The organism is Gallibacter intestinalis, assembly GCF_014982745.1.
Lineage (GTDB): Bacteria > Bacillota > Clostridia > Peptostreptococcales > Anaerovoracaceae > Gallibacter > Gallibacter intestinalis.
Genome location: NZ_JADCKA010000005.1, coordinates 43,694 through 65,354, shown reverse-complemented (window position 1 = coordinate 65,354; position 21,661 = coordinate 43,694). Strand labels below are relative to the sequence as shown.

22 protein-coding genes and 1 riboswitch are annotated in these 21,661 nt (G+C 39.0%); of the genes, 7 read left to right on the top strand and 15 right to left on the bottom strand.

Annotation, left to right across the window (positions count from 1 at the left end; all coding sequences use genetic code 11):
* Positions 1-6: 6 nt before the first annotated feature.
* The 10 genes from INF20_RS04210 to INF20_RS04160 form a co-directional block, all read right to left on the bottom strand.
* The gene (locus tag INF20_RS04210; protein ID WP_226385128.1) at positions 7-582 is read right to left on the bottom strand and encodes a flavodoxin family protein; all 576 of its coding nucleotides are present in this window, start codon (positions 580-582) and stop codon (positions 7-9) included.
* Positions 583-634: 52 nt separating this feature from the next.
* Entirely contained in the window at positions 635-1,846 is a 1,212-nt protein-coding gene (gene cytX / locus INF20_RS04205; RefSeq protein WP_226385127.1) for a putative hydroxymethylpyrimidine transporter CytX, read from the bottom strand.
* Positions 1,843-2,646 (bottom strand): bifunctional hydroxymethylpyrimidine kinase/phosphomethylpyrimidine kinase, encoded by an 804-nt coding sequence (gene thiD, locus INF20_RS04200; RefSeq protein ID WP_226385126.1) that lies wholly within the window; start codon positions 2,644-2,646, stop codon positions 1,843-1,845. The genes cytX and thiD overlap by 4 nt, the downstream gene beginning before the upstream one ends.
* A gap of 38 nt (positions 2,647-2,684) precedes the next feature.
* On the bottom strand, positions 2,685-3,980 hold the full coding sequence (gene thiE / locus INF20_RS07985) for a thiamine phosphate synthase (protein WP_318959505.1): 1,296 nt from the start codon (positions 3,978-3,980) through the stop codon (positions 2,685-2,687).
* On the bottom strand, positions 3,967-4,809 hold the full coding sequence (gene thiM / locus INF20_RS04185; RefSeq protein ID WP_226385125.1) for a hydroxyethylthiazole kinase: 843 nt from the start codon (positions 4,807-4,809) through the stop codon (positions 3,967-3,969). The genes thiE and thiM overlap by 14 nt, the downstream gene beginning before the upstream one ends.
* Positions 4,810-4,902: 93 nt before the next feature.
* Positions 4,903-5,010: riboswitch (TPP riboswitch) on the bottom strand.
* A gap of 33 nt (positions 5,011-5,043) precedes the next feature.
* The gene (locus INF20_RS04180; RefSeq protein ID WP_226385124.1) at positions 5,044-5,514 is read right to left on the bottom strand and encodes a pyridoxamine 5'-phosphate oxidase family protein; all 471 of its coding nucleotides are present in this window, start codon (positions 5,512-5,514) and stop codon (positions 5,044-5,046) included.
* A gap of 47 nt (positions 5,515-5,561) precedes the next feature.
* Positions 5,562-6,434, bottom strand: a complete 873-nt coding sequence (gene sdaAA / locus INF20_RS04175) for an L-serine ammonia-lyase, iron-sulfur-dependent, subunit alpha (RefSeq protein WP_226385123.1) — start codon at positions 6,432-6,434, stop codon at positions 5,562-5,564.
* 25 nt (positions 6,435-6,459) lie between these two features.
* The gene (gene sdaAB / locus INF20_RS04170; RefSeq protein ID WP_226385122.1) at positions 6,460-7,125 is read right to left on the bottom strand and encodes an L-serine ammonia-lyase, iron-sulfur-dependent subunit beta; all 666 of its coding nucleotides are present in this window, start codon (positions 7,123-7,125) and stop codon (positions 6,460-6,462) included.
* 103 nt (positions 7,126-7,228) lie between these two features.
* Entirely contained in the window at positions 7,229-8,620 is a 1,392-nt protein-coding gene (asnS, locus tag INF20_RS04165) for an asparagine--tRNA ligase (protein WP_226385121.1), read from the bottom strand.
* Positions 8,621-8,712: 92 nt separating this feature from the next.
* A complete protein-coding gene (locus tag INF20_RS04160) occupies positions 8,713-9,561 on the bottom strand; it encodes a LysR family transcriptional regulator (protein ID WP_226385120.1) in 849 nt (282 codons plus the stop codon).
* A gap of 123 nt (positions 9,562-9,684) precedes the next feature.
* On the opposite strand from INF20_RS04160, the gene INF20_RS04155 reads away from it, so the two are divergent.
* On the top strand, positions 9,685-10,536 hold the full coding sequence (locus tag INF20_RS04155; protein WP_226385119.1) for an aldo/keto reductase: 852 nt from the start codon (positions 9,685-9,687) through the stop codon (positions 10,534-10,536).
* A gap of 85 nt (positions 10,537-10,621) precedes the next feature.
* Here INF20_RS04155 and INF20_RS04150 read toward each other — a convergent pair whose 3' ends face one another.
* Genes INF20_RS04150 through INF20_RS04130 form a run of 5 tightly spaced genes read right to left on the bottom strand, consistent with a single transcriptional unit; the run spans position 10,622 to position 17,967 of the window.
* The gene (locus INF20_RS04150) at positions 10,622-12,418 is read right to left on the bottom strand and encodes a TFIIB-type zinc ribbon-containing protein (protein ID WP_226385118.1); all 1,797 of its coding nucleotides are present in this window, start codon (positions 12,416-12,418) and stop codon (positions 10,622-10,624) included.
* Positions 12,409-14,460, bottom strand: coding sequence for a TIR domain-containing protein (locus tag INF20_RS04145; protein ID WP_226385117.1), 2,052 nt, complete (start codon positions 14,458-14,460; stop codon positions 12,409-12,411). Before INF20_RS04145 ends, INF20_RS04150 begins: the two co-directional genes overlap by 10 nt.
* A 9-nt stretch (positions 14,461-14,469) precedes the next feature.
* Complete coding sequence (locus INF20_RS04140; RefSeq protein WP_226385116.1) at positions 14,470-15,978, bottom strand: DUF6273 domain-containing protein; 1,509 nt, start codon at positions 15,976-15,978, stop codon at positions 14,470-14,472.
* 14 nt (positions 15,979-15,992) lie between these two features.
* Positions 15,993-17,120, bottom strand: a complete 1,128-nt coding sequence (locus tag INF20_RS04135) for an SPFH domain-containing protein (protein WP_226385115.1) — start codon at positions 17,118-17,120, stop codon at positions 15,993-15,995.
* A 37-nt stretch (positions 17,121-17,157) separates the two neighbouring features.
* Positions 17,158-17,967: a hypothetical protein gene (locus tag INF20_RS04130; RefSeq protein WP_226385114.1), complete on the bottom strand. Its 810-nt coding sequence runs from the start codon at positions 17,965-17,967 to the stop codon at positions 17,158-17,160.
* Between the two features lie 135 nt (positions 17,968-18,102).
* Between INF20_RS04130 and INF20_RS04125 the strand changes: the two genes are divergently transcribed.
* The 6 genes from INF20_RS04125 (at position 18,103) to INF20_RS04100 (ending at position 21,401) form a co-directional block, all read left to right on the top strand.
* Positions 18,103-18,435 carry a helix-turn-helix domain-containing protein gene (locus tag INF20_RS04125; protein ID WP_226385113.1) on the top strand — a complete coding sequence of 111 codons (333 nt, stop codon included), beginning with the start codon at positions 18,103-18,105 and terminating at the stop codon, positions 18,433-18,435.
* 133 nt (positions 18,436-18,568) lie between these two features.
* Complete coding sequence (locus INF20_RS04120) at positions 18,569-18,808, top strand: DUF6809 family protein (RefSeq protein WP_226385112.1); 240 nt, start codon at positions 18,569-18,571, stop codon at positions 18,806-18,808.
* A gap of 65 nt (positions 18,809-18,873) precedes the next feature.
* Positions 18,874-19,056, top strand: coding sequence for a hypothetical protein (locus INF20_RS04115; RefSeq protein ID WP_226385111.1), 183 nt, complete (start codon positions 18,874-18,876; stop codon positions 19,054-19,056).
* A gap of 2 nt (positions 19,057-19,058) precedes the next feature.
* Positions 19,059-19,436, top strand: coding sequence for a TnpV protein (locus INF20_RS04110; RefSeq protein WP_226385110.1), 378 nt, complete (start codon positions 19,059-19,061; stop codon positions 19,434-19,436).
* Between the two features lie 352 nt (positions 19,437-19,788).
* On the top strand, positions 19,789-20,004 hold the full coding sequence (locus tag INF20_RS04105) for a helix-turn-helix domain-containing protein (RefSeq protein ID WP_226385109.1): 216 nt from the start codon (positions 19,789-19,791) through the stop codon (positions 20,002-20,004).
* The gene (locus tag INF20_RS04100; RefSeq protein WP_226385108.1) at positions 20,001-21,401 is read left to right on the top strand and encodes a LuxR family transcriptional regulator; all 1,401 of its coding nucleotides are present in this window, start codon (positions 20,001-20,003) and stop codon (positions 21,399-21,401) included. The genes INF20_RS04105 and INF20_RS04100 overlap by 4 nt, the downstream gene beginning before the upstream one ends.
* Positions 21,402-21,661: the final 260 nt, after the last annotated feature.

The window sequence follows — 21,661 nt, the reverse complement described above, 5'->3', positions numbered from 1 at the left end:
ATATATTTATTTGCTCAAGATTTCTCTTGCAAATAATCTCATATGCTCGGCTTTTTCCTCACTCATAAATTCATGATCATAGCCGTGGTCCTTTTCTCCTTCAACACCTATGTAATTCATGCCGCCATGCTTAGAATAATTTGTAAGTCCCATGTTCCACACCGAATTACCCTTTTCCGGTCTGTATCCGCTTGAAGTTATGGAAGCAAATTTCTTTCCTTCCAATAGACGCGGTCCATTCTGTCCCATATATGTTTTATTACAGCAATAGATGAGACGATCCATGGCCGCCTTCATAGGCGCAGTGCAGTACCATGAGTAAATAGGCGTAGCATAAATAAGAATATCGCACTCTAACGCCTTTTTAATTACACTCTGCATATCGTCCTTTAAGGCACAGTCAGGCTCATTCATATTGTGCTGACAATGCAAACATGCTACACAGCCTTTGATGTCCATATCGTAAAGCCAGTCTGTTTCACAGCTTACACCGTTTTTTTCCATTTCGTCTATAAATGGTTCAAGCAGCGCCGCTGTATTACCGTTCTTTCTCGGACTTCCCATAAGTATATAGCATTTCATGGTTTTCCTCCTTTTTTTTTGAGAAAACGACTTGTCCAGTTTAACATATTTCTTATCGTTTTACAATCTTTCTTACGATAATACATAGGATTGTTGTTACAACCATATCAGGCAGTGTATTTCCCACCGGTATATCCACGGTCATAAGATATCTGTACAGAAGGAAGCCTATCACCCATACGATAAGCGCAGGAGCATCAAAGGCTTGCTGTTTTCCACCATCCACAACGACTTCCCTTCTCTTTATTATGAAGTAGTCGGCTATCTGTATTGCTATCATCGGTGCAAATACCGAACCGATAAGATAGAGAAAATCTGTTATGTCGTCCATCGGGAAAATCATAGCGCATGTGGTGCCTATAACACCGGCAGTAACTGCCGCCCACTTTTCCTTTATCTTAGATGAAAGGGATACGCTGGAAACACCTGCAGAAAAGGCATCTAGGAAAGTAGTTGTTGCCGTGGAAAGTATTACTATGAGAAGTCCCATAACTCCCAAGCCTGCCTTAAGCATTATAACCGCAATATCGCTTTCTCCTGTAAATATCGCCGCAGACATTCCTATAATGTACATCCAGCAGCTTACAAGACCGTATACTCCTGTGCTGACAGCTGCTGCCGCCACAGGCTTTTTAGCTTCTCTTGTGTAGTCGCTGACAACAGGAAGCCAAGAAAGAGGCATCGCAACGGAAAGCTCAACGGCTGCTCCAAAGCTCATAGCTTCTCCTGCCGCCTGGGTATCAGGCATGCCGTTTTTAAATATGAGCCAGCAAAGTACGGCTGTCATTATAAATAAAGCTGCCATTACCACAGTGTTTACCTTGCCAAGATTTTGAATTCCTATCATTATCAGGACAATAACACATATACCTATTATCAATGCCCACAGCCAGTTGCCTGCGTTAAACACATTATTAGCCGCAAGGGCACCGTCGTAAATCATTATGGCTGTCCAGCCCGTAAGCTGTATCACATTGAGCAGTGCAAACAAAAGTCCGCCCTTTGTACCGAAGCTCACCTTTACACTTTCCATGGAGCTTTTTCTCATGCTGCCGCCTATGACGCCTGCCATGAAGAATAGGGCACAGCCGATTATATGTCCTATTATTATGGCCAAAAGCCCCTTCTGAAATCCCAAAGGCGCAAAATATGTACCTGTAAGGATTTCTGCAATGGAAACTCCGGCTCCAAACCAGATGAGTCCGTTGGCAAATAGAGAAGTTCTCTTGGGTTCTCCAATCTGTCCGTTTATCTGTTCGCTCACTTTGTCACCTCCCAGTCGGTTGTCACGGCAAATCCGTGATTCATAGGGCCGCTGCCTGCTCCGAGATTAAGCATGGCGCCAAGGGCCAGAGAAATGTATTCCTTGCCTTTTTCAACGGCATCCTTCATGGACATACCCTTTGCCAGATTTGATGCAATGGCGCTGGAAAGGGTACATCCTGTACCGTGGGTATTAGGATTATCAATTTTCTTTCCGTAAAACCACTGAGGTCCTTCCTCTGTATAAAGCAGGTCATTGGCATCGTTCATGGCATGACCACCCTTTAAAAGCACAGCACAGCCGTATTTTTCAAATATAGCCTTTGCTGCCGTTACCATATCATCAGGACTTTCAATCTTCCTGTCGCTTAATACTTCACCTTCTGGGATATTAGGCGTAATCACATCGGCCATAGGCAAAAGCTTTTCCTTAAGGGTATCGATAGCTTCATCGCTTATGAGTTTTGCACCGCTGGTGGCAACCATTACAGGATCCACAACTATGTTTTTAGCCTTATACTCCTTAAGCTTTTCGGCAATGGCTTCAATCAGCTCCGATTGGGAAACCATACCTATCTTTACCGCATCAGGATAAATGTCTGTAAATACCGCATCAAGCTGCTGCTTTAAAAAATCTCCGGTCACATCCATTATCCCGGTTACTCCTGTAGTATTCTGGGCTGTCAGAGCAGTTACCGCACTCATGGCGTAAACTCCGTTGGTTATCATGGTTTTGATATCCGCCTGAATACCTGCACCGCCGCTGCTGTCGCTTCCGGCGATAGTCAATGCTGTTTTCATATATATAACCTCTTTTCGTAAAATATTTTTCTTTTAGTTTAATCGTTTATTCGTATAATCGCATCTGCCATAAGTCTGAATTCATCCCAGTCATGGCGTGATGTTTCATCATAGACAGCAGCCACCTTCATTCCAAGACTTTTAGCTGTTTTTGCCGAATAAAGACCATCTTCAAAAACCCAAGTTTCCTTCGGAGAAGTTCCCATAAGTTCCAATGCTTGGTTAAATATTTCCGGCTCTGCCTTGCTGTGACCTACCTCCGTACATGTAAAAATACCGTCAAAATATTTATCCAGTCCCAGTCTTTCAAGACAAGGCATAAATACATCTCTGTCGGTGGAAGTTGCCACAGTCAACTTAACGCCTTCCTCTTTAAGCGTTTTAATAAGTTCAATCATGCCTTCCTTCGGCTGAGCGTCATTTATATAAAAGCCGCGAATCACATCGTTTACTCCTGCGGAAATCTCCTCAGGCTTCATATTGGGAAGGAAGTTTTCCTGAATATACTTTCCCGCATCGCCGATGGTCATGGCAAAAAGTCTCTTTCCCAAATCATCATCGCCTTTTATACCATGTTTTTCCAAAAACATCAGTCCGGCTTTGTCCCAGATTTTCATGCTGTCAATGACAGTTCCGTCAATGTCGAATATCGCACCCTTTATATCTTTATAGGCGCTACTGTCAGCAGGAAGGATTCTTTCCGTATTGGCACATAGTCTTTCGCAAGCATCTTTTATATCTTCCTGAGCAAATATAGCGCTGATTACAGAAATGCCCACAATGCCGCTTCCCTTAAGTTCCTTTATGTTATCTTCGGTTATACCGCCAATGGCAACGACCGGTATGCTTACGCTTTGGCAGATTTCCTTAAGGGTTTCAAAATCCACTTCACTGGCATCATCTTTAGAGGATGTCGGAAATACTGCTCCCACTCCCAGATAATCGGCTCCGTTTTTTTCCGCCGTTACTGCTTCCTCAACGTTCTGAGCGGAAACTCCCAGTATCATATCCTTTCCTGCGAGTTTGCGTACATCGTCTGCGTGCATATCCTCCTGGCCTACATGTATGCCGTCGGCGCCCACTTCTATGGCAATCTGCACGTTATCATTTACGATAAATGGAATTCCTCTGCTCTGGCAGAGCGTCTTCAGTTCCTTAGCCTGGGCGAGAAAGTCATCATATCCCAGTTCTTTCTCTCTAAGCTGTATCATGGTAACTCCACCATCTATGGCTTTTTTACATTCGTCGGCAAGGGTCACGCCATCCTTAAGCCATTTTCTGTCGGTTACCGCATACAACAACAAATCCTTATTTTTCATTTCAGATGATTTCATATTTTGCGCCTTTCTCAAGCTCCTTGCCTGTCATATTGCAGATAGCATCTATAATTCTGTTTCTCATTGTGGAATTGCCTTCCTGGACACCGGTTCTAGAATACATAATTTCTCCGCCATTTTTTGCTTTTTCTCCCGCAAGACCCATGGAAGCCACAGCTGCCGCAACAGCTTCAAGGTGATTATCCGGGTTTGCAGCAACATAGGCTGCAGTCATGCCGCTGAGCTGGCATCCTGTACCTGTTATCTGTCCCATTTCGGCAACGCCGTTTCTAATTATATACGCTTTGTCAGCATCTGCCACTATGTCGATGGCTCCTGTAACTGCTATAACACAGCTTCTTTCCTTTGCAAGTGCCTTTATAGCATCAACTGTTTCAGCCAGATTTTCATCTGTTACACGGTCTGCAATATCCGCATCTACACCCTTTGTGCTGCCTTCTCCTGTCCACAGGGTCTTTATTTCCGAAATGTTTCCTCTGATAACATCAGGCTTTATTTCGTCGGCAATCTTAATAGCAGTCTCGGTTCTCAATCTGCTGGCTCCTGCTCCCACAGGGTCAAGTATTACAGGATGACCCAGTTCTTTTGCTTTTTTGCCGGCTTTAAACATTCCAGGTATCGTTCTCTGGTTTAATGTTCCGATATTGATGTTCAGAGCCCCGCAAATGGTAGTTATGTCTTCTACATCTTCGATGTCATCTGACATTATAGGGCTGGCTCCTGTAGCCAAAATCACATTTGCCACATCGTTTACTGTTACATAGTTTGTAATGTTGTGTACCAGCGGTGTGTTTTTTCTTACGTTTTCAAGTCTTTCTCCGAGCATGATATCATCTCCTTTTCTCTGCCCGCAGCTTTAGGGAAGAAATTAAAAGGCGGAGCCGGGGCTCCGCGCTTTACTCTTCGCATATCTCTTTGCACATCTAAAATGACGCTTTCCTACGGTGGCATTATCCACATCAGGTTCAAAGGGTCTAAGCGCTTGCTTACTCTCAGTCCGTTATCCGAACTCCCCGCAGCTGTATTTTATTTATAGTTTTAATTGATAGCTAAATGATATTTATACTACACCTCTTTTGCCAGAAACATGTTCAGGAATTATTTCGATTACCGCAGTTTCAGCCACGGCTTTATCAACATATTCCTGTCCTTTTTCCACAAAGTCTCCATGGTGTCTCTTTACAAGGATCATGAGTTTTTCCTTTTTTTCGGCTTCGTCTTCGATAAATTTTACCTTACCAAAAACCACAGCGCTTTCATAAGTGCTTGTAAACACTTCCTGAATTATTTCCTCAGTGAGTACAACCGAAAAGGATACCTTAGGGTCCTTTTTCATGGCGTCAAATTTATATCCCGCCATTGCACTGTGAAACAGGATATTTTCTCCATCCATGCAATAGTTTACCGGAACGGAATAAGGATAGCCCTCTTCACCGTTTACAGCCAATGTACCAAGATGTCCTTTTTCAAGGATTTCGAAGGCTTCGGCTCTTGAGATTTCCTTATCTTTTCTTCTTATTTCCTTTCTCATGATATGCTCCTCTCATAATAATATTTTACATATTACAGCATATGCTCTTACATGTTTTTAAGAGCTTCTTCGTATTCCTTTGCGCTGGCAGTTACAGCTATGCCGCCTAAGGATGTTTCTCTATGCTGTACCGGCATCAGCTTTCCTACCCTGTACATAGATTCTATCACTTCATCAGCATCAATGCCACACTTCATTCCGCCCATGGCAAGGTCCGCACTGAGAAGTGCATTTACCGCCTGAGAAGCATTACGCTGAGCGCAAGGTATCTGTACAAGACCTGCAACCGGATCGCATACCAGCCCCATTATGTTTATAAGGGAGATTGCAAAGCTTTCAATACATTCCTCTGCGCTGCCGCCCTTCATATATACTGCTCCTGCTGCAGCCATTGCCGCTGCCACACCGCATTCTGCCTGACATCCACCTTCGGCGCCGGAAACAGTGGCATTTTCCACAGCCAGTGCTCCCGTACCGGAAGCTACCACATAGGCTTTTACTACCCTGTTATCATCTGCACCAAGCTCTTCAGCAAGGGTTTCCAAAACTGCAGGAACTATACCGCAAGAGCCTGCAGTCGGCATTGCACAGATTTTGCCCATTGCCGCATTAACCTCACTGCAGGAAAGAGCCTTTGCCATTGCCTTATTTACAAGGCCGCCACACAGGGTATCGTTTTTATCAGTATATTCCTGCTGGTCTGCCGACATTCCGGAAATGAAAGTCTTCTGAAGATCATTGTCTCTGCCTGTCGCAGCTTCTGATGAATCTTTCATTATTCCACGCCTTTTTGTCATTTCAGCAATTACATCTTCCCTTGTTTTTTCCGTTTTACTTATTTCATTGGCTATTATCAGTTCGGCCAGATCTCCGTTAAAGTTTTCTACCTCCCTGAGCATACCTTTTAAACTGTTGTACATATTATTCTCCCGTCGTTATATCTCTTTACAGATGTTTAATTACTTTAACGAATTTGATTTCCTTGTAATCTGCAAGCTTAGCTGCCAGTTCCTCGTCGATGTCACCGTCAACTTCCACTATACACATGGCATCGGCATCCTTGGCGCTTCTGCTCACATTCATAGTAGCGATATTTATATCGTACTCGTTAAGAAGTCCTGCCACATGGCTTATTACACCTTTTTTGTCGTTCTGTCTGACAAATATTGTGGTGAGATTTCCTCTAATCTTTACATCATATCCGTCAATCTTTGTGATTACGATTTCTCCTCCTCCTATGGAAGCACCCTCAACGCTGACAATCAGTTCATCTCCGTCATAGAAGTTTATTCTTACGGAATTCTCATGAGCGTTTTCGAGTGTTATTTCTCCGAAAGAAAAACCAAGTCCTTCCTTTTCTGCGATTTCAAAGGATTCAGGAAGTCTTGCATCGTCTTCCTTTATGCCCATAACTCCTGCCAGAAGCGCCTTATCCGTTCCATGACCTTTGCCTGTCAGAGCAAAAGAGCCGTGAAGGAAAAATTCCACTCTGTCAAATTTATGATCGCATATCTGTCTTGCAACTCTGCCGAGCTTTGCAGCTCCTGCTGTGTGTGAGCTGGATGGGCCGATCATCACCGGTCCTGCTACGGTAAAAATGCTGGTATTCATGTCTTTTCCTTTCTCATATAAATTCAGTGTCAGTAAATGTCAGTTACTTTTCCTACTTTCTATACCACAAAAAGAAGACTTTAAAAGCCTTCTTTTTTCAATCTTAAAATTCTGCCGTTTTCGGTGTTCTAGGGAACGGCAGCACATCTCTTATATTGCTCATTCCTGTAACATACATTATCATTCGCTCAAATCCAAGTCCGTAACCGGAATGCTTAACTCCGCCGTATTTTCTAAGCTCCAGATACCACCAGTAGTCCTTTTCCTCAAGTCCCATTTCATCCATTCTGGCTTTAAGGACATCAAGTCTTTCCTCTCTCTGGCTGCCTCCGATAATTTCACCGATGCCCGGTACAAGAAGGTCACATGCAGCAACTGTCTTGCCGTCTTCGTTTAGTCTCATATAGAAGGCCTTTATATCCTTTGGATAATCAGTTACAAATACAGGTTTTTTGAAGACCTCTTCAGTTATATATCTTTCATGTTCTGTCTGAAGATCTATACCCCATTCAACCGGGTAGTCAAACTCTTTATCCGCTTTTTTGAGAAGCTCAACGGCTTCGGTATATGTGATTCTTACAAAATCAGATTCGACGATATTTGTCAGTCTGTCGATGAGACCCTTGTCGATGAAGTTGTTGAAGAATTCCATTTCCTCAGGAGCGTTTTCCATAACGTATCTGATGATGTATTTAATCATAGCCTCGGCTGTCTGCATATTTCCTTCAAGATCGCAGAATGCCATTTCCGGCTCTATCATCCAAAATTCCGATGCATGTCTTGCGGTATTTGAGTTTTCCGCACGGAAAGTAGGTCCGAAAGTATATACATCTCTAAAAGCCATTGCAAAGATTTCTGCTTCCAGCTGACCGGACACTGTAAGGTTTGTTTCCTTTCCAAAGAAGTCTTGGCTGTAGTCCACCTGTCCATCTGCCATAGGAGGATTTGCCGGGTCAAGGGTTGTTACTCTGAACATTTCTCCTGCACCCTCCGCATCGCTGCCTGTGATTATTGGAGTGTGAACATATACAAATCCATTTTCCTGGAAGAACTTATGAATCGCATAAGCCACCAGAGAACGCACTCTGAACACCGCTGAGAATGTGTTACTTCTCGGTCTGAGATGAGCGATTTCTCTCAGATATTCGAGACTGTGTCTCTTTTTCTGAAGAGGATAATCGGAATCAGAGCCCGCTTCGATTTCAACTTCTTCAGCCTTAAGCTCAAAAGGCTGCTTTGCTTCCGGAGTCAGCACCAGTGTACCTCTTACCTTGAGAGCTGAAGCTATCGGCGCCTTGGAAATTTCCTGGAAGTTATCTATTTTATCCGCTTCATATACAACCTGAAGGGATTTGAAAAAAGAACCGTCATTGAGTTCCACAAAGCCGAATTTATTGGAGCCTCTGTTGGTCCTTATCCAGCCTCTGACAGTGATTTCTTTGTCAGCATATTCATTTGTGTTTCTGAACAGTTCCTTTATTCGTATGTCCTGCATTTTATCTTTTCCTTTCCCAATATATTAGGCCGCGGATGCCTTTAATTAAACTTATCTAGTCCATCACGCAACCGCTAATTATTATATATGTTTTAGTGACTCTTTTCAATCAGCGGTTTTAAAAAGCTATAATTCTTTTTTTGCCATATTAAATGATATTCTGTTGTCGCATATGACTCGTCGATCTCCAAAATTTTCTTTCCCTTAGGTGCTGCCCTTTCCTGCAAACTGGCATCGGTAACAAAGGATGGAAAGGCTTCCGTCTCAGCTATGCTGCCAAAAACATCGTAATCATCCATCATCAGAAAGTGTGCATTGGGAAGTTCTTTTTTTACAAGGGAATACCAAAACCCTATATTTGAGTAAAGCAGCAGGTTCTGACCATCAATATCCTTTCCGGTAATTTTATCTTTTTGAGCCAACGGATGTTCATAGGGCACCACAAGAAACAACTTTTCTTTTCCAAATGGCATCTTCTCGATATCCTCATCCCCTTGGACATCGCCGTGAATAACACCTATTGTATAAGCTCCATCTTTGACACCTTTTATAATTTCCTCGTTGTTTTTAAAAAGCTGTGACGATACCGCCATCCCGTCATATATCTCTGCAATCATCGGAGCAAGATTCCACAAAGGTACCGGTGCACATGAAGCTATAGTTATAGTATGTCTACTTCTGTCTAGCCTTCTTATTCTTTCTTCCATTTCCCTTTCACGGGCTAGAATATCCTCTGCCAGCTTAACTGCTAGTTTCCCATTTTCATTTAAGACAAGCCTGTTGCTCTTTCTTTCAAACAGACTGACACCAAGTATATCCTCTATCTTTTTCATGGAATTACTTAAAGCAGGCTGGGATATGTGCAGTTTTTCCGAAGCACCAGATAAAGTTCCCGTCTGTGCAAAAGCAACAAGCTGCTCCAAAAGATACATTTCTATCATGATTTTCTCCTATACTATAAGTGATAGTTATATCAGCTTCCGTTATTCGTATTGTACATCAGCGAAATTCAAAAGTAAAATTTATTTAAGAAATCAAATTACAATCTCAAAGGAGGTAGACAAATGGAATATGTAACCCTTAACAACGGAATAAAAATGCCTATGGAAGGTTTCGGTGTTTTTCAGGTGCCTGACCCTTCCCAGTGTAAGCAAGCAGTGATTGATGCCATAGAATGTGGATACAGGTTGATTGATACAGCAGCTGCATATATGAATGAAGAAGCTGTAGGAGCCGCCATAGCAAAATCAGGTGTACCAAGGGAAGAACTGTTTATAACTACAAAGCTGTGGGTACAGGACGCTTCCTACGAAGGTGCAAAACAAGCTGTAAAAGCCTCTCTTAAAAAACTTGGAACAGATTACATCGATCTCTATCTTATCCATCAGCCTTTAGGAGATTATGTGGGTGCATACCGTGCCATGGAAGAAATGTATAAGGAAGGAACTTTAAAAGCCATAGGTGTATGCAATTTCTATCCTCACAGGCTCCTTGATTTATGCGAAACTGTGGATGTAATACCTGCAGTAAATCAGATAGAGCTGCATCCGTTCTTCTCTCAAAAGAATGCCCTTGAGCTTATGAAAAACTACGGTATAACTCCGGAAGCCTGGGGACCTTTTGCAGAAGGCAACTTCGGTATATTTACCCATCCCGTACTAACTGAAATAGGGAATAAATACAGTAAGACTCCTGCTCAGGTTGCATTGAGATGGAATGTACAGAGAGGCGTTATTGTTATACCTAAGTCTGTTCACAGAGATCGCATGGAACAGAATCTCGATATATGGGACTTTTCCCTTACTGATGATGATATGAGCAAAATTGATGCTCTTGATGTTGGCAAAAGCCAGATTGTGGACCATACTAGCACCGAATTTATGAAGATGCTTCATGAGCTTAAGATTCATGACTGATTGTAATCGTCTGTCTAAATTAAAACCATATATACTACAACAGGCAGTCATATGCGACTGCCTGTTTCTATAACAAATTCTATAATCACGGTAACCATTTCGCACCGCATTCTGGGCATGTAAACCCTTCAATGCCTACACCCGTAGTAAACCAACTATAGCCACATTCCGGGCAGAAGACATTTGGTTCTCCAAAATAATCATCTTCTTCAGATGTATTATTCTCTTCTTCCATATAAATTTCAGATGCATTATTATTCTCTTCCATCCACTTTTCCATTCCGCCATTGCAAAAATAGTCCACACGAGCATCAAATTCTTCATCCTTCAACATTTCTCTGCTTGTAAAAGAAATTGAATCATTGGATGATATCACACTATCGTTTAAATCAGTTAATCCGTAAAAGTCCCAACTTATTGCTTTTAGTTTTGATGGAACAAATAATATATCATCTTCGACAAATGATTTACCACTTTTGCCTATTAAATCCGGCGCAACTATATTTGCAGGAGCTTCAATTCCTAATATAAGAGGATCTTCTTTATATTGAAGCTTAGGCGGTTCAGATGATGCTTCATTCTTTTTTAGCGTTTCAATATCTTCATACGAAACCCATAGATAAATATCTGTATCTTTTATGCGATAAGTTATAGGATCGCCAAATTCAGCTTTCTGTAATTCCAATTCGTATCCCGCTTGTGAAATATCACTCAAAGTACTTGGTTTTCTTAGATAATTGATTAAATTTTCTTTATCCAAATTCTGTCTAAGAGGTTCATCTGATTTTTTGTCTAATTTAAATTTCACTTTAGCGTTCTCAAAAGATATTTCTGACTCTTTGACTTCTGTTGCTAATGATAGTTCAATACCATCATTTTTAAGTTCTATTGACAGCGTTCCACTATTACTTTCACTATCTACGAAATCAGCATTAATGTTATTTACATTTACTTTAGAACTTTCACTTAATCTCACAAATTTTTCATCAATAACTTCTGAAACATCTACCGTAGCGCTTTGAATATCTAAAAATTGTATATGCATCGAAATATTAGTTTTTTCATCTTTATAATATCCTGCATACTGTTGATAAAGAAATTCTAATTGATTTTTACTGTCTTTATATTCTTGAATATTATATAAAATATCTATTGCATCAGCATATTTACTATTTTCTATATGCTCCATCGCTTTATTATATCTAGCTTTATCACTCAAAGAATATCCAATAACGATACCCACTATGCATATAATTATACAAATGATAGATATAACTATTGAAATCTTCCTCCTTTTCTTTCTTTTTTCTGAATCAACTTTCTGGGAGATTGTCATAAAATCTGTTTCTTTATCTCGTCCCAAAGCATTCAGAATTCCATTCACCAAGTCTGCTGAAGCAGCAATTCTATTATAATCCAGTGCTTGTATTGATGAAATTTCATTTGGTATATCTGATACATCCATGTCTGAAAACACAGGAACTATTGTTTTACCTTCTAATAATTCTTTATTCTTTTCCAAAAGAATTTCAAAATTATTTTTTGAAGTCCCAACAATTACAATAACTCTTGCTATTGCCATAGCAGAATGTATTGCTTTTTCCAGTTCGTCCCCAGTCATTCCATCTGTAGATATTCTATTATAAAATGTTTTAATATCGTTGCTTTCTAATCTTTGATATATATCTTGCGCTATAATAGAATCTTTTGTTCTTCTTCCTGCGTTATCATATTCTACATAACAAATAGATACTTCAATATTTTCAAATATATCAGTTAATGCAAATTGGCTTCCACAATTTTCGCAAACATATATACCATCTTTAATATGAAGCTTTCCACCACAGTTTTTACATATCATAAATACTCCCTCTATAGCCATTCATCTCTGACAATTGATTTAACCTCAAGTTTCTCTGGTCCATTTGAATATATATATCCCTTATATACATTCCCATTCCTTGAAATGATAGAGTTTTTATCAACATATACAACATCGTTCATAATAACTTTATCATCACCTAATTTGGTCAGTTCATGCTTCTTATTAACTACATATATATCTAATCTTGGATTAATATCCTCTGTTACATGCAGATATTGCATCTCTGCGTCAATAATATCTAAATCATCCCATTTAGATACTGTGCCATTTGCAAATTCATAACCAGTATTCTCATCATTAATGGCTAATATATATATTTCGTCATTATTAACTCCACCACATGTCACATATACTTTTTTTATATTGCTAATCCCGTCCAGAAACGATTCTGCTTCTTGCGAGCGCATATTTTCTGAAAATACTCCTTTTACTTTTCCATCTGTCTGTAAACCTAAAATCACCCCACTGTTATCATAGGCAAATGATTCAATATTATGCCATTCTTTTATTGGTTCAATCCATTTATCTGTATGATATGGATGTTCTACAAGCATTGTTCCATCTGATTTTAAAGCTACATTAGTATTTGAAAATCCATCTGATATTTGTATTACATCCTCCCAATCATTTTCTAAATTGTTATTATCAGCCGAATTCATAAGATATCCATCTTCATATAATACATATGGATTTTTCGTAATATCAGTATCTCCTCCCCTATTAGGACATAACGCTATTGATACGACTTCCCCATGTTCATTCGTGTTCATATCATTATTCGTAATTCCAGCATTTATGTTCAAAATTTCTGCTTCACCATTTGTTGATATATAATATTCATTACCACCCATCTCAGTATTCATCACAGTGGCAGTAGCCAAACTATTCCGCCATGATTTTTCGGCTTCAATTTTTTTATCTTCTGAATCTTTAAAACCATCTAAAGCTTCAAATCCCCAAGCAGCTTCTGCATAATCACCATCATAAAGTTGTTGTATCGCCACTTCATATTCCTGGCTTTCTTTTATATAATTCTTTATATGTGGAATTGCAGCTATTGTGCCTATGATAATAACAACAGAAGCAATGAACACTCCTATTTTTATCTTTTTATTACGAGCTTTTCTCTTTTCTGCCAACATTACAGGAAGAGGAATGAGTTTTTTTATTCCTCTAACCAATTCAGTTATATTTTCTTCTCCACTAATTTCCTGAGCCGAAAGAATAGCAAACTCATCTGGTAATTCATCTCTTGACATATCAAAATACAAAGGTATTAATACCTTGCTGTTATCCTGTTGTCTTAAATTCAGAAATCTATTCCACTCATTTTTTACCCATGGTGCTTCTAAATTATCTTTGCTGGAGCTAACAGTCAACATAACTTTACTCGAAGATAGTGCTGCATAAATATATGGTTCGTATTCTGTTCCAATTTTATTTTCAAGAGTTATTCTTGAAAAAAACACTTTATAGCCATTCTCTGTTAACTTTTCATAGATCTTCTGAGCTTTAATGCTGTCTTCAGTTCTATTTCCATTTACATCAGTTTCTTTATATGAGATAAATATATCAAAAGGTTTTTCCTTTCTTGAAATTTCGAGAATTCCTTTTTGTATCTCATGTATTATATTTGCATATTCTTGATAAAGAGTTCTCTCTTCTTCGTCTGCATATTCAATAGCTTTTTGGTAATTGTTATCATCAAATATTGACTCATAATATGTTCTATTACAAGTTGGCACATATTTACCAGTCATTGAATCACTGACAAATGTCACTCCATATTTACATAACACTAAATCCCAATATATCTCTGCGTCTTTAGGAGCTATTGATAACAACTGATTAAATACGCTTTCCGCTTTATCATATTCACCATGCTGTAAATAGTTATTCCCGCTTTCAAATAAACGTCTTTCACTCTCATCTGTAAATCTCGGAAACACCTGCTTAGTTCCACAATAATCACATACAGCCACTCGACTTACAGAATCTAAAGTAACACTGCCACCACATATTTTACATTTATAAATCATATACTCCACCTATTTCAAATCTATCCAAATGCATGGTCTAATGCCTTTTGCTCTTACAACCTGATCCCCCTCGTCCACTATTTCCCCTGAGGCGGATACATATATCGCATTAGCATCTACTTTAGTTCTAAGCCACCATTCTTTTTCTGCATCAAGTATAGATTGGTCCTCTAAATCTTCGGCTTCTCTATATCCCATTAAAAATATTTTACAGTCAGTTCCGTCAATTTTAGTTGGCATAATAGATTCAAGCTGTTCATCAGAAAATGCTTTTATGAATTCATTATTTAACCATTCATATATCGAACTTTCTGTCCAATCAACATTCTTTAAATCTTCATTATATGGCATCTCATTAATCGCTTCATCCGCAATCAAGTACATACTATCGTTATCCGTTTCAATAATTCTCCAAGCTATTGGGTTCTCTTTATAAGTTCCATAATAAACAACATCTTCTTTGGCTAATCTATTATGAATTTTTTCTATCTGTTCTTTGCTATCCTTATAATCTCCTAACTCCTTATATATATTAATCGCATCAACATAATTTCTATCCTCAGTTTTTTCGAGTGCAAGCTGATATTTTTCTGCATTTATTTCATCATTGCAGAGTTCGATCATCGTTTTACTGTTATCAAATCCATCCAATTCCACGAATATCTTTTTAGCTTCTTCATACTTTTCATTTTCATATAAAGCCATACCATCTGCATATAGATTTTTTGGAATTACAACGAAACATATTACTATTGCAATTGTCGCAAGTAGGCCTACGGTTCCCACCGTTATAGTAAGATACTTAACTCCAGAATTGTCCTTACTAATTTTAGGTTCTTTTGTATTTTTTAATAATCTACATTTTGCATTTCTCTCCTTCAAAAGAGAATCTATTTCGATAATATCAGCTATAGCTTTTTCCTTATCTGCAATGTTATTTTTCAAATGTGATATTACATATTCAATCTTTATTTCTATGTCACGAAGTTTTGAATGACTCATTGGATCACTAAATTCAATATCTTCTTTAAGCTGATATAATTTCTTCTGCAAATCCACATCATCGGTTTTTATTAAAGACACTTCATGTTTCATATTACTGATAAATATGACTTTATCTGCAATATATGATTCTTTTTCAGCAATATTATCTATTGCAGCTTTTGATGCCATTACTACTATGACAAATACGCCCGTCAAAATAGTATCTGTAATGATTGCACCAATATATGACATAATACTAGCTATCTGTAATACTCCAGCTATAATCTGTAATACAAAATATAACCAAGCTATATTAACTATAGGCAAGTTGCGAAACATCCTATCTCTGCTATCTGAAGAAAACAAAGCAATCATAACTGACATGAAAAGAATGACAGCTAAAGTGACAAAACTATATCCAATCCAAAATGTTATAGTATGTTTTACAGGAGTAAAAAAAGCAACAATATTAAACATGACCAGTACTATTACTGATGTAGCTGCTGCTATACCTTTTCTTTTATTAAAATTCATCGTTTCTCCTCCCATTAAAGACTACTAAGCAATTTCTGTTTTTCTACATTAAACTCTTCATCAGAAATAAGTCCACTGTCTTTCATTATTTTCAGTTTCTCTAGTTTTATCTTAAACGCTTCCAAACTATTATCTTGAACATTATTATAATTAGGTGATATTGATTGACCTACAGCATCATTCATCATGCCGCCAACCATACCTCCGACAGCACCTCCAACTCCTGCCATAGTTCCTAAACCAACTCCCATATTTGTAAATTCTCCAACAGCTTCATTCTCTGCAACTTTTTCTGCTACATCAAATCCTCTTTCCTGCTGATATGTATAACCTTCTTGAGTTCTTTTTTTAGCTATAGCTTCTGACTCAATTACTAGTTTTCTTGCTTCAGTTTCCTGTTCAATAATATCTACTTTCTGCTGTATCTGTGCTGCAGCAATATCCGAATACTGCCTTATATATATATCTTTAAACTTCTCATATGCCGTTTCGCCATCAGGTTTAGCAATTGTCGTTACAAAAAACTGATCTAAGGATATTCCATATTCTAAAAAATCAGGTGTTAAAGCTACTTTAAGCGATTCAGAAAACTCATCCATATGTGCATCAACTTCAAATATGCTATAAGTTGCATTTTGCATTGTATGAGCGATATATGGTTTAATTTTCGACATAAGAAATGATCTAAATTGTGCAACAAGACCATTTTGTGTTAACCCTGTTTCAGTGCCTATTAACTTTACCAATAATCTTCGCGAATCTCTTACAGAAAGTGACATTTCACCTGAAGCTCCTATTTGGAGTGGAAACTTGTAAGTGGGTTCCATATATTGCACCTGACTATCTGTTCCCCATTTTATTGCCATCTGTTGCGCTTTATTTATGAAATACACTTCGCAATGAAAAGGTGTTTTCATCCCTGTAGGTAAATTTAGAAATCTTCGAATCAAAGGAATATTTTGTGTATCTAGTGTGTATCTACCTGCTTCAAAAAGGTCAAGCGCCTGTCCATTCTTAAAAAATACTGCTTCTTGAGACTGATGTACAATAAGCTGCGACATAGTATTAAAATCTTCAATCGGTGACTTCCATACAAAAGTTTCATTATCACCTTCATATTTTATAATCTTAGCTAAAGCCATTATTCATCCTCCACAACATTACATAGTTACATAAATTCTATATTTTGTTACATCCTGCTTTTATAACGCATTTGCCACAATTCGGATTCTTCTTACAAATATTTAGATGGCCTTTCGCACAATACGACCAAAGTACATAATCAATCCATGCATTTGAACAATTCATATTAGCAGAAATATCATTAACTATATAAATTGCTTCGTAATCTTGAGCCTCTTTTCTTAATGACCATCCTAACCTTTCACTTCCCATAATCCTCTTTAAATGTATATCCGGCTTTGCAATATCATAGCCTGCATTACGAAGATATTCCGCTGTCAAAGCTACTCCCATTTCCTTAAATTTAGGCGCAAGATAATCTATTAGAGTTATCATTCCATCAATATAATTAATCTCATTTGCAATTAATTCTTTGTAATATTTATCAATGCCTACCTTATTATCAATTACTACTAACCATTCAATATTGCTTTTTAAAGCCTCCACTTGTTCCTTTATTCTTCTATTGCCAAAATGCTTGTCACAAATAGCATTTTTTACTTCATCATTATTGTATTCTTTTATGAAATCAACATCATAGTCGTAAAATATCTTATCCAAAGCTCTAATTTTACCCGTTTCCTCATCAATTTCTTTTTCCAAACCACTCCAACATCTATTTGATGAAAACATAGAATATACCATCGCTCTTATATGATCTTGAATACCAAAAACAATACCATTTTTTCTTTTATTTATTTGAATAGGAATGGGTGATTTTTCCCATCTGTTATTCCATTCACTATCTTTGCTGGCATAAGCACTTATCTTTTCAATAATTTCACACTTCGAATCAATAGTAACCATAATATTATCTCCTTATTTCATGACTATTTATCATTTTAAATGATATAACTCGTTTTGTGTATTGTCAACTCGTATTGCAGATGTGAGAGTTTTTTACAAATTTTGCATGTACTATTTTATACGGAGGTATACAAAATGAGTTTTGGCAATAATTTACGCGTTTTAATAAAAGAAAGAAATCTTACACAAAAAGAAGTAGCAAAACAAATTAACATGGCGCCTTCAACTCTTGGAAGTTATGTTCAAGGCACCCGTGAGCCTGATTTTGCTACTCTCAAAACTATAGCTGATTATTTTGATGTCTCTATCGACTATCTATTAGATCATGATATACATAAATATTCTTCTCCATTAGATAAAGAAATGTTTCATGTTTTTTCATCTCTTGATGAAAATGAAAAATGTATTTGCATTGAACTGTGCAAAGTATTTGTTAAAATGCACTTTACTAATAAAAACCCTCGTTAATTAGTATAATGAAAACGCTAAAAGGAGACCCAATGGAGACACTTCGTAAGGAAGTTGTCTCCCTTTCGCTTTTGTAGTCAGCCAAAATGATTGAATTGTAAGGATAATTCAACTTATAACGGAGGATTACATAATGAAAAACTTTATTGAAGAATTTTACTACGGAAACATTGAACCACAAGCGGGAAGCACAAAGCAAAACAAGGCTGTTCAGAAACAAATGGAAAACTTGATGACAAATGAAGATTTCCTGACAACAGTGCTATCTGATGAAAACAAAAAGCGGTTTCTTGATTATGTAAACGCTTGGGACATTGTGAACGGAGAACCTAATTTAGACAGTTTTATTATGGGATTTCGTTTAGGAGCTTAACTTATGCTTGATACCTTTATCACCTCTGAAACCCCTTTTGAAGATTTATTGAGGGAGTGACAGCGTTGAAAGGAAAATATTACATAGTGCTTAATGAATACGAGCGTAGAATTATTATTAACAGCCTGAACGAATTAAGAAATCGTTTGATTGCCAAAGGAAGATACACAGACGCAGTTGACGAGCTTTTGCTTAAAATTATAAACGCAAAGAAAAAGAAGTTCAAAGTGATCTACAAGGAGGCGTGATTATGCAAAAGAATATTTATAACGAACAAACAGGTATCAGCTATACATTACAAGGTAATTATTATCTTCCTGATCTCACATTACCACCCGAAGAAGAAAAGCACATTGGCGTATGGGGACAGCGGCACTTGCGCTATCTCAAACAGCACCGCAGGATACTTTACACCAATCTGCTCACAAGCGGCAGGCTGAACAGCTATCTTGCTGATATTAATGAACAGGCAGAGAATATGTTTCTTAAGTTGGTAGAACAGATGGCAGAGCATGAGGGTATATCCGAAAAACTCAAATCCGAACATTCGATGGAATGGATAGGCAGGATGAACGCACTGCGTGAATCGGCAGCGGAAATCGTGAATGCAAAAGTAATTTTTGCATAAACCGAAACTATGAAAAGCGGTGCCATCAAGCCTGTAACACTTTGAAACACAAAAACGAGGGGTAAGGTGTTTACACCTTACCCCTTAAAGTTTAGACTTAAAAAACGGTTTAAAATCAAGCTTTTTCATCCGCTATTTTTCGATTTCCAACAGATCAGATATGCTTTCGCATACAAAAGCATATCTTGATGTATTTTCGCAATACAATCCTGAAACGAAGGAAAATAACAAAACCCTTGATATCATGATGGAAAATGCGATCTAAACATATTTTACGAGAAATCAGGAAATTCATTGAGATTTCGCAAACTTTGTGCTATACTACCCTTATCATGACAATGAGGTGAACCGTATGGCAGTACAATATAACAAACTGTGGAAACGGCTGATCGATATGAAAATAAAAAAATCCGCCTTAACTGAAATGGCAGGTGTTTCGGCTTCCACCATTGCAAAGCTCAGCCATGACGAATATGTGAGCCTTGAGATTTTAGAACGGATCTGCCGGGCGCTTCACTGTGAAATCGGCGATGTGGTGGAACTCAGGAGGGGGGCCGAAGAATCATGAAGCGGCAGAAAATCACATCCTCAGAGCTGCTTTGCGCAATCTGTTTTGCATTATGCTTTTTTGCCTTTATGCTGACGGAGGCGTTTATCAACGAGCGCTGTGCCGTGATTCTCGGAAGCAGTGCCGTAAATCCCGTATATACCTTTGGGCTTGTCTGCACAGGATTGGGATTCCTTTCGTTTTCCCTGCTGCGCCGCCTCTGTAAAAAAGAAAAATCAAGGAAAACGGCGCAGACCATTCTTGGTATTCTGTGCATTGGGGCGGCTGTGGTTTTGCTTTTTGCAAACCAGCCGGCACTCTTCCTGACAAGCTCTTCCGCAGCCCTGCTGCTGACCGGCCATATCAGTGGATGTGTGTATTACAATACGGCCATGTATTTTGCCGGGAGCCGGTATACGGGACGATTGATCGGCACGGGTATGGGGGCGGCGATCCTGTTACAGTTTGTGGTACAGAATTTAATACCGCAGTCTGTCGCCTTTATCATCAGCATTATTTTCAGCGTTGCGTTTGTCATGTATTTTATCATGAAAGCGCCGAAGGACTGGATTCTGGAAAATCCTTTGCCCTATTCGTCGGAGACCCGGAAAGATTTCAAAAAAGCGCTGCTTCTGATCGTCGCGGTGGTACTTATGAGTCTTGTAGCCGGAATGATCGACAGCGTGCTGACAGCCTTCAATGCCGAAAAATCTTATGATATTTACGGCGGCGTTCGTCTGTTCTATGCACTGGGGCTGATTCTGGCGGGGTTTCTTGCAGACATCAGGGAACGGAAATATCTTCCCCTTTCCACCGTATGTACGATCCTGCTCTCCTCTGTCTGTATGTTCTTTCTCTCGGATGAAGTCAGCTATTTTGCCGGTACTGCGCTGATGTATCTGTACAGCGGCTTTTATGTGATCTTTTTCACGGTGATGTTTCTGGATTTTGCGCCCAAAAGCAGCAGGCCGGAGCTGTGGGCGGGTATGGGGCGCATTGTACGCAGCTTTACGGTAGCGGCAACCGTGCTGCCGGCGTTCAACATCTATGGCGCAGTTGGCAATACGGTGTTGGCTGTAGTGAGTTGCCTGCTGTCTATCCTGATCCTGCTGGTATTGCTGCCGTATCTGAGCAGTGCCGCCGTTTCTCCCAAACCGACAGAGGAGCTGCCTTCCGAAAGTCGTGAACTCTCCCCGCAGGAACGGCTGAAGCTCTATGCCCGGCGCTGTTCCCTGACTCCCCGGGAGACGGAAGTATTGGAAAAGTTATTGACGACCGAGGACGGCGTACAGGAAATTGCCGACAGCCTGTATATCTCCCGGCGGATGGTGCAGCGGTACATCTCTTCTATTTATGAAAAGACCGAAACCAAAACACGCCTCGGCCTGTTCCAAAGCTATATGAATTTTACAGAGTAAATTTTATTTGGGCATAACGCTGCTTTTCGCGAGAAAAGTAGCGTTATTTTTATGTATTTTTTCAAGATGTCACACATGTGAACCCCCGTTTTTGCAAGAATGGCGCGTATGTGAACTACAAAATGATGGAATTTGTATGTATCATATAAGAGTGATGGTGTGTGTTAGCATGCGATTATCAGTGCGAGCCGGAGATGAAGAAATGTTTTCGGCAAGTGAAAACATTTAAGCCGAGGGCATAAGATCACAAAACACAAAAA